This is a genomic window from Paenibacillus aurantiacus (assembly GCF_042431225.1).
GTDB classification, from domain to species: domain Bacteria; phylum Bacillota; class Bacilli; order Paenibacillales; family Paenibacillaceae; genus Paenibacillus_Z; species Paenibacillus_Z aurantiacus.
The window spans coordinates 145,252-158,862 of record NZ_JBHMDO010000042.1 but is presented as its reverse complement, the minus strand read 5'-3'; the positions used below and the strand labels follow the sequence as shown (position 1 = coordinate 158,862).

Sequence of the window (13,611 nt, the reverse complement as noted above, 5' to 3'; positions counted from 1 at the left end):
AGCTGGAGGCGTGCGCGCGCCTGACGCGGCGCGTACGTCTCTTTTTCTATGACGTGAGGAGGAAAGTCGGATGGAACTTAGAGCTGGAAAAGGCAATGCTCTGCGCTTGCTGTTGCTGTCCGTTCTTGTACCCGTTCTGAATATCGGCGTGCATTGGTTAATCTTCCTGTTCTTTCGGGATTCCGGGCTGCCGCCGGTCGCGAACGCGGTACTGGCCGTACTATGGGGCGGACTCGGGATCTACAGCATTTACTACTCGTTCAACTGGCTGGTCGAGCAGTATCCCGACCAATGGAAGCGGAGACTATTGCCTTTCGTGTTCGTCGGGCCGGCGGCGCTGCTTCTCGGCTGGCTGCTCGTCCTGCCGACGGTAAGAACGCTGTACTTGAGCTTTATGAACGCGAATTCGACGGAGTTCGTCGGTTTCGCCAACTTCGCGGCCGTGTTCACCGACCGGCTGCTGGTCACCGCGCTGCGAAATAACTTGCTGTGGGTCGTGTTCGGCACTTTCCTGTGCGTCGGCTTCGGCCTATTAATCGCCATTCTGGCGGACCGCAGCAGCTTCGAGCGGGTGGCGAAGGCGATTATCTTCATGCCGATGGCGATCTCGTTCGTCGCGGCGGGCGTTATCTGGAAATTCATCTACTACTACCAGCCGGAGCAGGAGCAGATTGGCCTGCTGAACGCGATCGTCGTTGCCCTTGGGGGCGAACCGCAGGCGTGGCTCAGCATGATCCAGCCGTGGAACAATCTGTTCCTCATCGCCATCCTCGTTTGGATGCAGACCGGCTTCGCGATGGTCATTTTCTCCGCGGCGATCAAGAGCATTCCGGAGGATATGCTGGAGGCGGCGCGCGTCGACGGCGCGAACGAATGGACGATTTTCTTCAAAATCATGATCCCGACGATCTCCGGCACGGTGCTGTCGGTCACGACGACGATCATCGTGTTCACGCTGAAAATTTTCGACGTCGTCATGATCATGACAGGCGGCCAGTACGAGACGGACGTCGTGGCGACGCAGTTCTACCGCCAGCTGTTCATGTATCAGAACACGGGCTACGGCTCGACGCTCGCCATCGTGCTGCTGATCGCGGTTATCCCGGTCATCATCGTCAACCTGCGCCAGTTCCGCAAGGAAGGTGGATTCTAGGATGGCCAAACGCAGAAGCAAGCTGAAGAAATCGAAGTGGCTCGTCAACACCGTCCTTGCGGTCATCTGCCTCGTCTGGTCGATCCCGACGATCGGGCTGCTCGTCTCCTCGTTCCGGCCGGCGGCGGACATCCTGCAATCCGGCTGGTGGAACGTGCTGCCGCACCGGGAATGGCAGACGGTGGAGCAGCTGACGCTGCCGAAGGATACCGACCTGCGGGAGCCGATCGACGTTAATGGTAAGACGTACACGGACGACCAGCTGCGCGCCGGCATCACCGTTGGCGACGAGCGGTATATTTGGGAGAATCGCCGCGCCCGTCTCCTTAACGTGCAGGAGAAGCATTGGGGCGCGATCACCAACTTCACGACGCAGAACTACGAAGCCGTGCTCGGCGGCAAGGAGTACAAAATCGCGCTGCCGGACGGCGGCACGAAGACGGAGAAGGGCAGCGGCATGGGGCAGTCGTTCTGGAACACGATGGCCGTCACCGTGCCCGCGACGGTCATCCCTATCTTGATCGCTTCCTTCGCGGCGTACGCGTTCGCGTGGCTGCGCTTCCCGGGAAGGCGCTCGATCTTCGTCATCATCATCGCGCTGCTCGTCGTGCCGATTCAGGTGGCGCTCATCCCGATTTTGAAGGATTATACGTCGCTCGGCCTGAACGGCACGTATGCCGGCATCTGGCTCGCGCATGCCGCGTTCGGCCTGCCGCTCATCACGTATTTCATGTACAACGCGATCAGCCAGCTGCCGAAGGACTTGTTCGAATCGGCGTTCATGGACGGCGCGACGAATTTCACGATCTTCAGCCGACTCATCCTGCCGCTCACCGTGCCGGCGCTTGCATCGATCAGCATTTTCCAGTTCCTGTGGGTGTGGAACGACTATCTGGTGTCGCTCATCTTCCTCGGCAGCCAGCCGGAGGTGCAGGTGATGTCGATGAAGATCGCGAACCTGGTCGGCTCGCGCGGCAACGACTGGCACCTGCTCACCGCGGCCGCGTTCATCTCGATGCTGACGCCGCTCGCCGTATTCTTCGCGCTGCAGAAGTATTTCGTGCGCGGATTGCTCGGCGGTTCGGTGAAGGGGTAAGGGTAGGGATTCGTGTCGCCAAACCAGATTATCAAGACGTGACAACGCCGCTTCGCGAGGCTCCGATCCCGCGAAGCGGCGTTGTTTGCGTTGAAACGTGCCATCCCGCCCGGCCGAAATGCTAACACTCCGCTGTAGTTCGGCGTCGTTCCCCTCTGTTACACTGGAAGAAAGAACGGGCTAGACCATATACGTACGCGGGAGGTTTCACCATTGCCACGTAATCCATTGCGCGACCAACAGGCGCGCGAAGAACGCCGCAGGCAAATTCTCGACGCGGCCGCCGGCGTTTTCGCCCGCCGAGGGCTGTTAACGAAGATCGACGATATCGCCGCCGAAGCGGGCCGCAGCCACGGCCATGTGTATGGCTATTTCAAGTCGAAGGAAGACATTTTGATGGCGGTCATACAGCGCGGCCAGGAGGCGTACGGCGAGAACTTGCGCGCGGCGCTCGCGATGGAGGGGCCGGCGGCGGACAAGTTCCGCTTCATCGCGGCAAGCGCGTTGTCCCGGGAGAGCAGCGCGGATAGTTACATGGTGCTGCTGCAGGCCATATTCACAGATTTGTTGGACGAGGAACAGAAAACGGCCATCCGCGAGCGGGGACTGGCGAACCGGAAGCTGCTCGTGAAGCTGATCGAGGCGGGGCAGCGGGATGGCAGCGTCATGTCGGGCGATCCGGTCCAACTGGCGACGCTGTTCGCGACGCTCATCCAGAATCTGATGCTCCACGAGACGAGGGGGTACGCGCCGCCGAGCGAGGAGACCATCAACCTGCTGCTGCGGATGATCGCGCCGTAAGCCGTGCGCGATTGCATTCGCGACGATTGACAAATGCGAGGGGAAACTGATACGATTTGTGCATCTCACAATTTGACTAAACAGTCATTCTGTGAATCCGAAAAACGATACGCGATTCGAATCGACCGGACGACCGGAGATTCGGGCTTTCTACGCCCGGGTTCCGTCGTGCGGTCTCTTTGCATATGCGCGGTTATCGGGCTAATTGCGAACCAAGAAGGAAAGGAACTGATGGTTAACATGGCCGCAACAAGCATTCCCCAGCTCAAGCTGGGCGCATTCTTCCTCATCCCCGGTCATCATATCGCCGCTTGGCGGTACCCGGAAGCGGAGTCGGCTTCCGTGATGGACCTCGGGCTCTATAAGCGGCTCGCGCAGACCGCCGAGCGAGGAAGGTTCGATCTGATCTTCCTGGCGGACAGCTATTCGGTCTCAAACCGATATCCGGCCGCGATCGAGCAGATCGTCTCCGCCCGGCCGGAGCCGCTCACGCTGCTGTCCGCGCTTGCGTCCGTCACCTCGCATGTCGGTTTGGCCGCGACGGCTTCGACGACGTATAACGAGCCGTTCCACGTCGCGCGCAAGTTCGCGACGCTTGACCATCTGAGCGGCGGGCGAGCGGCTTGGAACGTGGTTACCTCCAAGTACGACGAGGAGGCGCATAATTTCAGCCAAGGCAGCCACTTGCTGCACGAGAAGCGCTACGAGCGGGCGGAAGAATTCGTGCGCGTGGCGACAGGTCTGTGGGACAGCTGGGAGGACGACGCGTTCCTATACGACAAGGAGAACGCGAAGTATGCGGACCGGAGCAAGGCGCACCCGCTCCATCATCACGGCGAGTGGTTCTCCGTCAAGGGTCCGCTTAACGTCTCCCGGCCCGTGCAGGGGCATCCCGTCATCATCCAGGCCGGCGCGTCCGAAGCGGGCAAGGAGCTGGCCGCCAAGACGGCGGAAGTGATCTTCACCGCCTGGCCGACGCTTCCGGAAGCGCGGACGTTCTACGCGGATGTGAAAGGACGTCTGGCCAAGTACGGCCGCGCGGCGGATTCGCTCATAATCATGCCCGGCCTGTTCCCGGTCATCGGACGGACGGAGGAGGAGGCGCGGGACAAAAAGGCGCGCCTCGACGCGCTCGTTCCGGTCGAGGCGGGCGTGACGCTGCTCTCGGCGCTCGTCGACCGCGATCTGACCGGCTGCGACGTCGACGGTCCTCTGCCGGACCTTCCGCAGGCGGAAGCGGTGAACGCCGGGCGCAGCCGCTTCCAGCTCGTGAAGGAGCTCGGCGAGCGCGAAGGGTTGACGATCCGCCAGTTATACCAGCGAATCTCCGGCGCGCGGGGACATCTCGAGGTCGTCGGGACGCCGGCGCAAATCGCGGATACGATGGAGGAATGGCTGCTCGGCGGCGCGTGCGACGGCTTTAATATCATGCCGCCGTATTTTCCCGGGGGGCTCGACGATTTCGTCGAATTCGTCGTGCCGGAACTGCAGCGGCGGGGCATCTTCCGGACGGAATACGAGGGTGCGACGCTGCGGGACCGGCTTGGATTGGCTAGACCGGTTCATCCGGCGGCAGCGGCGGGCGCGACCTCGCGATAAGGGAATAAGCAAAGCGGAGCCGGCCCCGATGGGGCCGGCTCCGCTTTGTCGTTGCGCTGATTATAAGGCAGGGAAGAGCAGCCGCAGCAGCATCAGCACCACAATACCCGTCGATACGGTCGCCAGTATGCTGCGCGTCTTGATGGCAACCAGGAAGGACGGAATCGCCGTGTAGAGCGCTAGATTGCCGCTCAGGCCGACGCCCTCGCCTTCCGGGAAGAACAGTGCCTGTCCGACCAGCGCCGCCATGACCGAGACGGGCACGTAATGCAGCCATCTCGTCAGCCACACAGGCAGGCTCAGCCGGCTGAGCAGCATGAGGGGCACGACGCGCGGCAGTACCGTGACGAGCGACGCGCCGAATATTGCCAGGAAGACGTCCCATCTTACTTCCATCGTTCCACCGCCAATCCCGCCGTCGAGGCGATGAGGGTCGCGGCGATGACCGCGAGGCTGCCGGAGAGGAAGAAGAAGCTTAAGGTAGCGACGGCGACGGCAATGACGGCGACGATGATATCCGTCCGGATCTGGTTGCGGCCGAGTATCGTTAGGACGAGGAGCGAGATGAACATCGCCGGCAGCGCGAAATCCAGACCGAAGCGCTCCGGATCGGCGATCCACTGGCCGAGCATGGCGCCCGCGATATTGGCGAGCCACCAGAATAGATAAGCCGTCAGGTTCAGTCCGTGCATCCACCGCTCGCTGATCGGCCTGCCGTCCGACGCTTTGCTGATCGCGACGCCGAACGTCTCGTCGCTGACGAGCGCGCCGACGAACAAGTTCCGAAGCGGCGTCAGATGGCGGAAATACGGGGACAGCGCCGCGCTGAGCAGCAGATAGCGCAGATTCACGAAGAACGCGCTAATGACGATGCCCGCGACCGAGCTGCCGGAGACGAGCATGCCGACGGCCATGAACTGCGCGGATCCCGCGTACAGCAGCAGGCAGAACAGCGTGATCTCCATCAGGCTGAGTCCGGCCGTCGTCTGGATAACGCCGGCCGCTAGGCCAATGCTCAGATACCCCGGCAGCGTAGGCAGGCAGTCCTTCATCCCTTGGCGGAAATCGCGTGCGCCCCCAACCAGTCTGGGCTGTGCGGTTGACGCGTGTTCCGTGGCCATCAGTCTTCTACCCCGACGTGAAGCTCCGCGGTGGCGTAGAGCACCGCCCGTCCGCTAATGCTCACCCGCTCGCCAAGGTCTTCGCAATAGAGCGTTCCCCCTCGCGCGGATACTTGGCGGGCCGTGAGCTTGCGTTTGCCCAATCGTTCCGACCAGTAAGGCACGAAGCTGCAGTGCGCCGATCCGCAGACGGGATCCTCCGGCACCTTCAGCTTCGGGAAGAAGGCGCGGGAGACGAAGTCGTATGGCTTCCCTTCCGCGCTTGGGGCCGTCACGAGCACGCCGAGCCCATCCGGCAGCGCGGCGAGTTTGGCGAGATCCGGCGTTAGATTCGCGACATCGGCCTCCGACTCCAGCACGAACATGAGATCGCGGCTCAAGTAAGTTTCGCGCGGCGTGATGCCGAGCGCGTCGGCCATCGAAGCGGCGAACGGATGAGCGGCCGGCATGCGGCTCGGAAAATTCAACTCATACAGATCGCCAATGCGCCGGACGACAAGCTCGCCGCTCAGCGTCCGGAACCGGATCGTCTCCGCGCCAGGCTCGCGGAAGTTCGCAATCACGAAAGCGGTCGCAAGCGTCGCATGGCCGCAGAGGTCAATCTCGCCGCCTGGCGTGAACCAGCGCAGACGGTAATCGTCGCCCTCCGGGATTGCGAAGGCCGTCTCGGAGAGGTTATTTTCGCCTGCGATGCTCTGCATGAGGCTATCTGGCAGTGGAGCGTCCGTGACGATGACGCCCGCGGGATTCCCTTCGAACACGCGGTCCGCGAATGCGTCGACGACATAATATTTCATGGTCATGCACCTTCCTTGTGTGTTGGCTATCGGTTGTCTATGTGTCATTGTAGCAATGGCGGCTTAGCGGTTCAACGCGATAATTGCAGGACAGACCGTTTTTCGCCGCGGCAAGGTTGGCGGATGCTCGACCTCTTGCCGCGCTCTTCCTTCCCTTCCCAATAAAAGGTAAGATGATAGGACGCTGGCGAGAGTTTTTACGAGAATCGGCAGGCAATGGGGAGACGGCAACCAAACAGGGGAGCGCCTCGTCTTCCGGGTGAATTAATCGCGTTGTTTATATCTGTAGGGGGGAGAGACATTGGAGCTGAATGCAAGCGCAGTGGGAGCAAGTGATGGCGAGGGGCAGAAGAGCACGCGAATGATGGACGATACCTGCGTGCCGACCGGCGCGAAGCTTCGCGATACGGGCTTCGGATACACGTTGTCCGTCCTCGGCGGCAAGTATAAAATGATCATTCTGTATTGGCTGTCGGAGCATAAGGTGATGCGGTTCAACGAGCTTGCGCGGGGAATTGGCACCATCACCTTCAAGACGCTCAGCGTTATGTTGAAAGAGATGGAGGCCGACGGGCTGGTCCGGCGCGAGGAATTCCCGCAGGTGCCTCCAAAGGTGGAATATTCCTTAACGGAACGAGGACGCTCCCTCATGCCGCTGCTCGACCGGATGTGCGAGTGGGGCGAGCGGAACGGTTCCTTCTGAACGAATTACAGATTGTCGATAAAATGCAGATATTGCAGCGCGCTCCTGTCCAATACGCTCGAGGCCGGTTCGGTCTCTTGCCCCGGCACGTTCTCGCCCGGTTCGCCTTCCGTACCGTAATACGCGAAGTATGACCGGTAATCCGCCTGGCAGTAGCGGAACGTCAATTCGAACGGGGCCAATAGCTGCCCAAGCGTATAGCGATACCTGCCATCCGCGCTGTAATCCGCCTTTTTGATGCCGGCCGAGACGGCCAGCGCCGATTTACGGCCGAGCAGCTTGTCGCCGCCGTTCGAGCCGTACGCCCATCCGTACGTCAATACGTCGTCGAGCCACTTCTTCAGGAGCGGCGGGCAATTGAACCAATAGATTGGGAATTGCAGCACCAGATTGCCGTGCGATTCGATCAATCGCTGCTCGCGCTCCACGTCGATGACGCCATCGGGATAAGTCTGGTGCAGGTCGTGCACCGTGTATTTGTCCGGAAATTTGCGAAGCTCTTCGACCCATCGCTTATTCACGACGGATGTGTCTAGATTGGGATGTGCGACAATGACAAGCGTGTTCATGCGGTTGCCCTCCTTCAACATGCATCATTTCGATTTCTGAGTATACGGTTGGCGCGGCGACATGGGAAGTACGCACTTTTGGAACAGGTACTATCGTAAAGGTAAGCGTCAGTCTGACCTCGGTACGATCTTGGATCTGGCTTAACGAGACATTCGCACCGCATGAATCTTGCATAGTCAATGCCAAAAAAAGCAGCCGATTCGGCTGCTTTTGGACGCTCTATACACTTCGTTTCGGCTCCGCTTGCAAGATGTCGCTCAGCGCCTCCCGCAGTGCCCGTTCGAACTCTTCCGGCTGCTCCAGCATAACGTCGTGTCCGGCCCCTTCGATCACGTGCAGCTGCTTAAGCGGGGCTTGGATCGACGGGTAGCAGGACTCCATCGGCTTCCGGTAAGGCATGTCGTACTCCCCCAGCATGACAATCACCGGCACTTCGTAAACGGGGCTGCGCGTTCGCAGGTCGAACGTGCTTAAGAAGTCGGTCAGCGGCGCTTGGAGCCTATCTCTGCGGGCGAAGTAGACAAGCTGCTTAAACGAGAACGTCGGAGACACGCTGCCGGCTTTCAGGAACAGGAGCGGGTCCGGCTTGTAGGGATGATGCTTGGCTGCGAGCTTATGCAGCTTGGCCGTCGTCTGCTCGGTCGTCTTGAAATCGCGCCGCAGCCGATCCGCCAGCCGTTCTGCAGCCGCCGCATCACGCTCGGCTCCACGCGACAACGCGAGCTGACGGACATCCTCCGCCATCCGCGCGGCGCCGTCGTGGAGCTGCACGACCTGCGCGATGCTGACGAAGGCGCGGGTCCATGCCGGATAGCGCTGCGCGAACATGCTCCCCAGCACGCTCCCCCAGGAATGCCCCATAATGATGATCTTCTCCTGCCCGAACCGCTCCCGCAAATAGAGGACGAGCTCGCGCGCGTCTTCAATGAGCCTGTCTGCCGTCAACGTCTCCCGTACTTGCTCGGCTTGCGCTTTGTTCAGCAAATAGGTACGCCCGGCATTGCGCTGATCCCAGTTGACGACGGTATAGTCGCGCTCCCAACCGAATTGATATTTGTGCATGACGGGCGTGAACGGCCCTCCGGGTCCGCCGTGGAGATAAAGGATGACCGGATTGCGGACGTCGTGCCCGCGAATATTCACATATTGGCGCAATCCGCCAAGTTCGAGCATAAGCTCCTCGTCGATCCCGCGCTCCAGGGCGATGCGGTGTGCATGAGCCAGACGGCGCCGCAGCCGCGCCCGATAGCTGAATGCACCTAGGATTACGACCGACGCCACCGCGAGCCATGGCGATAGGACGGACAGCAGCAGGCTAAACAGCCGCAGGATCATGATCCGACCTCCGATCCGTCGCCGCATTCAACGAAGAACGGGCTTGTCCGTCGCCTTCGGTATCGCCGGGACGCAGCATGGTCAGCAGTTCCAGCAGCCGTTCCGTCTCCTCCCGCGATAACGCTTCGAATGCATCGTGCAGGAAACGGGCGCTATTGTCGCCGTTGGCTTCCATTAGGGCGCGGCCGCGCTCCGTTATGACGAGATTGACGGCTCTACGGTCATGCGCAGCAGGCAGCAGACGGACCAGGCCGCCTGCCTCCAGCTTGGCAATCAGCTGCCGCATGCTCTGCTTCGTCGTATTCAGCGCACGGGCGACCGCGTTGATCGTGGCTTGGCCATCGCCGATATTATCAATAACGAGGAGCGCCATCAGCTGTCTGGAGGTGAGCGCGTCGACGTACCGGTCGCCTCTGGCCTGCAAGCCGTGGGCGGAGGCTAATAAGGCGGCATATGTTTGATGGAGTAAAGTTAACGGCTTATCGTCACGCATAGCACCTATCTCCCGATAAATAGACATGATCCTGTCTAATTAGCATAACAGCGAAGGCTGACTCGGGCAACGGTCCGAGGGCGGCCTCAGGCGCTGGGAACGAATGGGGCGGTAGACAAAGCCGCAATTTGGTATAGTGGCAGTAGTTCGGTTTTGCGGAAGCAGGAAGGCGGGGATAGTAATCCCGCATCATGAGGTTCGCCGGAGAGGGGAAGAGACAATGGAGCTGAGACAGCTGGAATATTTCCTCGCGATCTGCAGGGAGCTGCATTTCACGCGCGCCGCGGAGAAGCTTGGTATCGCCCAGCCTTCGCTGAGCCAGCAAATTCGACTGCTCGAGCATGAGATGGGGACGCCGCTCTTCGATCGCATCGGCAAGAAAATCGCGCTCACGGAGGCCGGGGGCTTGCTGCAGACGCATGCGCTTCACGTCTTCCACGAGCTGGCCCAAGCGAGAGCGGCGATCGGGGAGCTGCAGGGACTTAAGCGAGGGGCGCTCAAAATCGGCGCCCTGCAGGCGGCCGCAAGCGATCTGCTGCCTCCCGCGCTTGCCAAATTTCATGCGCGCTACCCCACGATCGAGCTGTCGGTGCAAGCCGCGAGGACAAGCGATATCGTCGATCTCTTGATCCGGAATGAGTTGGATCTTGGCATCATCATGCGCGCCGGAATGGCTGAAGACATGGAGGCGTTCGAGACGATTCCGCTCTACCGCGAGGAGCTGGTGTTCGTCGTGCCGCTTGGCCACCCTTTGACGGATCGCCAGGCGCTGCCGCTCGAGGCGCTTCAAGATACGCCGGCTATTCTGTTCCCGGCTTCTTATGTGCTGCGTCAACTGCTGGTCGAGGCGTGCGTCAAGCTTGGCTTCGAGCCAAGGCCGGTATTGGAGACGACGTCGACGGAAGCGGTGCTGCGTCTGGTCGCGACGGGGCTAGGCATTTCGATGGTGCCGGCGTCGGCTATTCGGTCGAGCGACGGCGCGGCCATTCGCGCCATTCCGGTGGAAGGCGCCGCGCTCACGACGGAGATCGCGCTCATCTACCGGAAGCACAAGCATCTGTGCGCGGCCAGCCGGGCGTTCATCCACGAGCTGAACGCGGCAGTCAAGGAGCGGAGTGGTACGTGAATAGGCAAGAGGCGCCCGTTGAGCGGAATCCGCCGCGGGCGCCTTCGTTGGCTTAGCTCTTCTTAACATCCTCCAGGCTCGCGCCGTAGTTGATGTGATACACGTTCCCTTCGAGCAGCAGTGCGGGCACGGACCGCACGCCCGCCAGCTCGGCTTCGGCGATGCGGTCGCGGTCGGCGCCGAGGTGGACGACCTCTACGTTAACTTTTGCGGTATCCAGGTAGTTCAGAACGGTTTGCTCGGCATCCACGCAGACGGGGCAGCCAGCATGATAGAAGACGGCTTTCGACATTCGAATCACTCCTCGTAAAGATTAAGGTTCGGGTCGTGCACGGCCCTTGCACTACTGATGTTACCCGGTTGCGTTACTGCCATCAATTATGATTATCATATCGAAATGATAGGTATTGCCTATCGTTCGAAGCGTTCGGTTAGGCCTTGAACGGAAGCGTCCTCTAGCGATCGGCCACAGCCGAAAGATGGACCGCGGCCTAGGCTGGTTGGCGGCTTAGTCTTCTCGACCACCCTCGCCCTTCACGCGTCTGATGCCCGCAGAGATCTGCTCCCGGCCGTACTCCCGCAGCGCGTACAGCTTCGGACTGGTAGGGATTTCGAACTTCAGATGCGAGTGGGGAATATCGGTCAGCAGCGTGCCGACCGGCTCGCCTTGCCCGTCGCGGATGACGTTCCAGAAGACGCGCGAGCGATTGTCCTCGTCGCCCCATTTTTCCATGGAGCTGCGGAAGACCAAACATTGGCCGATGACGAAATCGTCTTCACGCAATGGCTCCATTACATGAAATCCCGCTTCGATCAGACCGTCGAATACCGCTGGCATCAAGCGGTCCAGATACATGCCGTATGCCGCGTCCTCGATCGTCCGGAACGCCTCCATCAATTCCTCGTGCATTTCCTCGTACAGCCTTTTCCACTCACCCGCGATGTACTGGTTGCCCGCTTCGCAAATCTCCTCGATCGTCGTGCCTTGTCGGAAAGTCGGATACTCGTTTTTCATTCATTTTCGCCTCCTAAGTGCTAATTGGTTTGCGCCCACGATAGTGGAAGCAGCATTTAGCCAGTGCTGATTGGTTTGCGCCCACGCTAGGGGGAGCAGCATTCAGCCAGTGCTAATTGGTTTGCATCCACGATAGTGGAAGCAGCATTTAGCCAGTGCTGATTGGTTTGCGCCCACGCTAGGGGGAGCAGCATTCAGCCAGTGCTAATTGGTTTGCATCCACGATAGTGGAAGCAGCATTCAGCTAATTTTCTACTGCCCACTCATTGTATAACATGGTTGCAAATTGTAAGGTTTTGCGAAAAGTATAGCTAGAAATACTGAATCTATTGTGATAAACCTTGTAATAAAGCTAATGTTGGTCAAATGAAGGGGGACACGGAACGTGGGCATGCATCCAACGAGAATGGCCGCCAGATTCGGCATTAGTCCGAGCACCTTGCGCAATTACGAAGCCAAAGGGCTCATCCCGCCGTCGATCCGATCCGCGAATGGCTACCGCAGCTATACGGAAGAGCACGCGGCCTATTTGGCCTGCATTCAGGCGATGGCGCCCGCCTTCAGCATCGAGATGACGGCCGAGGCGCTGCGGCTGCTTCGCGAGGACAAGCTGGACGAGGCGCTATGGTTCGTCAAAGAGCGGGAGCTGGCGCTGTATGAGCAGAAGCGTCGATTAGAAGCGCTGATCGCGGACCTGATGAACGAGGAGCGAGACCCGCAGCAGGCGGGACGCAGCGAGCGGCTGACGCTTCAACAGGCGTCGGTGCGGGTCAAGGTGCCTAAGTCGGCCATCCGCTATTGGGAGAAGGCAGGACTACTGGCGGCGGAGCGGGATCCGGACAATGGCTACCGACTATACGGCCCATCAGATCTGCAGCTGATGCGGCTGCTGGGCGTGCTGCGCAATACCGTCTATTCGGCGGATACGGTCATGCTCAGGCAAGCCGTCGCCGAAGCGGCGTCGGCCGAGGCGGACGGACGGCAGGCATTGCGCATCGCGGCGGATGCCATGGCGCATATGAACAAGCTGAATCAGGCGCAGATGCGGGGCGTGAGCTTCCTATACCGGCTCATACGGACGACGCGGCCGGAAGGGCTGAACGACTTTCCGGTGTGGGAAAGGCGTTTGATGGAGAAGACCGCAGAACGAGACGATAAATGAACATAAATAGAAAATTATGTAATTAGTATCAGGAAGATGCTATTCTGTCCATAGGAGGCGATACCATGGGCGAATTGTTTCGGCATTTGCTGCTGGCGTTCGAGGAAGCAGAGCAAGCGGAGAAGGAAGGCACCTATCCGATCGGAGCGGTCATCGCGGACGGGCGGGGACAGATCGTCAGCCGGGGGCGGAATCGGGTGTTTTCCGAGGGCGATTGTACTGCGCATGCGGAGGTGGATGCCATTCGAGGGGCTGGCAGCCTTCTCATAAGTATGTCCGCGCGGCGAATTGTCCCGAATGAATATACGCTGTACTCGACGTGCGAGCCGTGTCCGATGTGCGCGTGCACCATCTTGATGTCGGGGATCAAACGCGTCGTGTGGGCGGCGAACGACGACAGGGTCGGCGCGATCCGCAGGATGAAGCAAGGGCCGCATTTCATCGAACGCTTCGACACGATCACTTATGTGGCCGCGCCCTATTTGGAGCTGGAGAACCGCCAGCGCGCCATGATGGCGAAGTGGTGCACCAGCCGGGGGCTGCCGGAAGACGAATGGAAGCCTTTGACCGTCGGCGTAGCGAATGCTCGAAGCTGGACATGAGCGGCAAGGGGGCGTGCAACATCAAACGTCCGAGTTGC

At 60.1% G+C, this 13,611-nt stretch carries 16 protein-coding genes; 8 read left to right on the top strand and 8 right to left on the bottom strand.

Annotated features, from left to right (window positions below; all coding sequences use genetic code 11):
- Positions 1-70 precede the first annotated feature (70 nt).
- The 4 genes from ACFFSY_RS26320 (at position 71) to ACFFSY_RS26305 (ending at position 4,649) form a co-directional block, all read left to right on the top strand.
- Positions 71-1,153, top strand: a complete 1,083-nt coding sequence (locus ACFFSY_RS26320; protein WP_377499765.1) for a carbohydrate ABC transporter permease — start codon at positions 71-73, stop codon at positions 1,151-1,153.
- A gap of 1 nt (position 1,154) precedes the next feature.
- Positions 1,155-2,249: a carbohydrate ABC transporter permease gene (locus tag ACFFSY_RS26315; protein ID WP_377499763.1), complete on the top strand. Its 1,095-nt coding sequence runs from the start codon at positions 1,155-1,157 to the stop codon at positions 2,247-2,249.
- A 213-nt stretch (positions 2,250-2,462) separates the two neighbouring features.
- A complete protein-coding gene (locus ACFFSY_RS26310; protein WP_377499761.1) occupies positions 2,463-3,050 on the top strand; it encodes a TetR/AcrR family transcriptional regulator in 588 nt (195 codons plus the stop codon).
- A 240-nt stretch (positions 3,051-3,290) separates the two neighbouring features.
- Positions 3,291-4,649 carry an LLM class flavin-dependent oxidoreductase gene (locus ACFFSY_RS26305; protein WP_377499759.1) on the top strand — a complete coding sequence of 453 codons (1,359 nt, stop codon included), beginning with the start codon at positions 3,291-3,293 and terminating at the stop codon, positions 4,647-4,649.
- A gap of 60 nt (positions 4,650-4,709) precedes the next feature.
- Here the strand turns inward: ACFFSY_RS26305 and ACFFSY_RS26300 are convergent, their stop codons facing one another.
- The 3 genes from ACFFSY_RS26300 to ACFFSY_RS26290 are packed head-to-tail and all read right to left on the bottom strand — an operon-like array spanning position 4,710 to position 6,567.
- A complete protein-coding gene (locus ACFFSY_RS26300; protein ID WP_377499757.1) occupies positions 4,710-5,045 on the bottom strand; it encodes a branched-chain amino acid transport AzlD family protein in 336 nt (111 codons plus the stop codon).
- The gene (locus ACFFSY_RS26295) at positions 5,036-5,770 is read right to left on the bottom strand and encodes an AzlC family ABC transporter permease (protein WP_377499755.1); all 735 of its coding nucleotides are present in this window, start codon (positions 5,768-5,770) and stop codon (positions 5,036-5,038) included. Before ACFFSY_RS26295 ends, ACFFSY_RS26300 begins: the two co-directional genes overlap by 10 nt.
- Positions 5,770-6,567, bottom strand: coding sequence for a PhzF family protein (locus ACFFSY_RS26290; protein ID WP_377499753.1), 798 nt, complete (start codon positions 6,565-6,567; stop codon positions 5,770-5,772). The genes ACFFSY_RS26295 and ACFFSY_RS26290 overlap by 1 nt, the downstream gene beginning before the upstream one ends.
- Before the next feature lie 364 nt (positions 6,568-6,931).
- Here ACFFSY_RS26290 and ACFFSY_RS26285 point away from each other — a divergent pair, with 364 nt between their 5' ends.
- Positions 6,932-7,270, top strand: a complete 339-nt coding sequence (locus ACFFSY_RS26285) for a winged helix-turn-helix transcriptional regulator (protein WP_377499805.1) — start codon at positions 6,932-6,934, stop codon at positions 7,268-7,270.
- 5 nt (positions 7,271-7,275) lie between these two features.
- Here the strand turns inward: ACFFSY_RS26285 and ACFFSY_RS26280 are convergent, their stop codons facing one another.
- The 3 genes from ACFFSY_RS26280 to ACFFSY_RS26270 form a co-directional block, all read right to left on the bottom strand.
- Positions 7,276-7,839, bottom strand: coding sequence for an NAD(P)H-dependent oxidoreductase (locus ACFFSY_RS26280; RefSeq protein WP_377499751.1), 564 nt, complete (start codon positions 7,837-7,839; stop codon positions 7,276-7,278).
- A 220-nt stretch (positions 7,840-8,059) separates the two neighbouring features.
- On the bottom strand, positions 8,060-9,175 hold the full coding sequence (locus ACFFSY_RS26275) for an alpha/beta fold hydrolase (protein WP_377499749.1): 1,116 nt from the start codon (positions 9,173-9,175) through the stop codon (positions 8,060-8,062).
- Positions 9,156-9,668 (bottom strand): MarR family winged helix-turn-helix transcriptional regulator, encoded by a 513-nt coding sequence (locus tag ACFFSY_RS26270; protein ID WP_377499747.1) that lies wholly within the window; start codon positions 9,666-9,668, stop codon positions 9,156-9,158. Before ACFFSY_RS26270 ends, ACFFSY_RS26275 begins: the two co-directional genes overlap by 20 nt.
- A gap of 220 nt (positions 9,669-9,888) precedes the next feature.
- Here ACFFSY_RS26270 and ACFFSY_RS26265 point away from each other — a divergent pair, with 220 nt between their 5' ends.
- Positions 9,889-10,794: a LysR family transcriptional regulator gene (locus tag ACFFSY_RS26265; protein ID WP_377499745.1), complete on the top strand. Its 906-nt coding sequence runs from the start codon at positions 9,889-9,891 to the stop codon at positions 10,792-10,794.
- 52 nt (positions 10,795-10,846) lie between these two features.
- Here the strand turns inward: ACFFSY_RS26265 and ACFFSY_RS26260 are convergent, their stop codons facing one another.
- Both ACFFSY_RS26260 and ACFFSY_RS26255 read right to left on the bottom strand, forming a co-directional pair.
- Complete coding sequence (locus tag ACFFSY_RS26260) at positions 10,847-11,086, bottom strand: thioredoxin family protein (protein ID WP_377499743.1); 240 nt, start codon at positions 11,084-11,086, stop codon at positions 10,847-10,849.
- A 216-nt stretch (positions 11,087-11,302) separates the two neighbouring features.
- A complete protein-coding gene (locus ACFFSY_RS26255; protein WP_377499741.1) occupies positions 11,303-11,809 on the bottom strand; it encodes a DUF6022 family protein in 507 nt (168 codons plus the stop codon).
- A gap of 391 nt (positions 11,810-12,200) precedes the next feature.
- On the opposite strand from ACFFSY_RS26255, the gene ACFFSY_RS26250 reads away from it, so the two are divergent.
- A complete protein-coding gene (locus tag ACFFSY_RS26250; RefSeq protein ID WP_377499803.1) occupies positions 12,201-12,971 on the top strand; it encodes a MerR family DNA-binding transcriptional regulator in 771 nt (256 codons plus the stop codon).
- 65 nt (positions 12,972-13,036) lie between these two features.
- On the top strand, positions 13,037-13,573 hold the full coding sequence (locus tag ACFFSY_RS26245) for a nucleoside deaminase (protein WP_377499739.1): 537 nt from the start codon (positions 13,037-13,039) through the stop codon (positions 13,571-13,573).
- Positions 13,574-13,611 lie beyond the last annotated feature (38 nt).

Coding starts and splice junctions, on each gene's coding strand:
- ACFFSY_RS26275 (WP_377499749.1), bottom strand. CDS start 9,175: ATGATCCTGCGGCTGTTTAGCCTGCTGCTGTCCGTCCTATCGCCATGG.
- ACFFSY_RS26270 (WP_377499747.1), bottom strand. CDS start 9,668: ATGCGTGACGATAAGCCGTTAACTTTACTCCATCAAACATATGCCGCC.
- ACFFSY_RS26305 (WP_377499759.1), top strand. CDS start 3,291: ATGGCCGCAACAAGCATTCCCCAGCTCAAGCTGGGCGCATTCTTCCTC.
- ACFFSY_RS26315 (WP_377499763.1), top strand. CDS start 1,155: ATGGCCAAACGCAGAAGCAAGCTGAAGAAATCGAAGTGGCTCGTCAAC.
- ACFFSY_RS26255 (WP_377499741.1), bottom strand. CDS start 11,809: ATGAAAAACGAGTATCCGACTTTCCGACAAGGCACGACGATCGAGGAG.
- ACFFSY_RS26260 (WP_377499743.1), bottom strand. CDS start 11,086: ATGTCGAAAGCCGTCTTCTATCATGCTGGCTGCCCCGTCTGCGTGGAT.
- ACFFSY_RS26250 (WP_377499803.1), top strand. CDS start 12,201: ATGCATCCAACGAGAATGGCCGCCAGATTCGGCATTAGTCCGAGCACC.
- ACFFSY_RS26320 (WP_377499765.1), top strand. CDS start 71: ATGGAACTTAGAGCTGGAAAAGGCAATGCTCTGCGCTTGCTGTTGCTG.
- ACFFSY_RS26265 (WP_377499745.1), top strand. CDS start 9,889: ATGGAGCTGAGACAGCTGGAATATTTCCTCGCGATCTGCAGGGAGCTG.
- ACFFSY_RS26245 (WP_377499739.1), top strand. CDS start 13,037: ATGGGCGAATTGTTTCGGCATTTGCTGCTGGCGTTCGAGGAAGCAGAG.
- ACFFSY_RS26290 (WP_377499753.1), bottom strand. CDS start 6,567: ATGAAATATTATGTCGTCGACGCATTCGCGGACCGCGTGTTCGAAGGG.
- ACFFSY_RS26280 (WP_377499751.1), bottom strand. CDS start 7,839: ATGAACACGCTTGTCATTGTCGCACATCCCAATCTAGACACATCCGTC.
- ACFFSY_RS26300 (WP_377499757.1), bottom strand. CDS start 5,045: ATGGAAGTAAGATGGGACGTCTTCCTGGCAATATTCGGCGCGTCGCTC.
- ACFFSY_RS26285 (WP_377499805.1), top strand. CDS start 6,932: ATGGACGATACCTGCGTGCCGACCGGCGCGAAGCTTCGCGATACGGGC.
- ACFFSY_RS26295 (WP_377499755.1), bottom strand. CDS start 5,770: ATGGCCACGGAACACGCGTCAACCGCACAGCCCAGACTGGTTGGGGGC.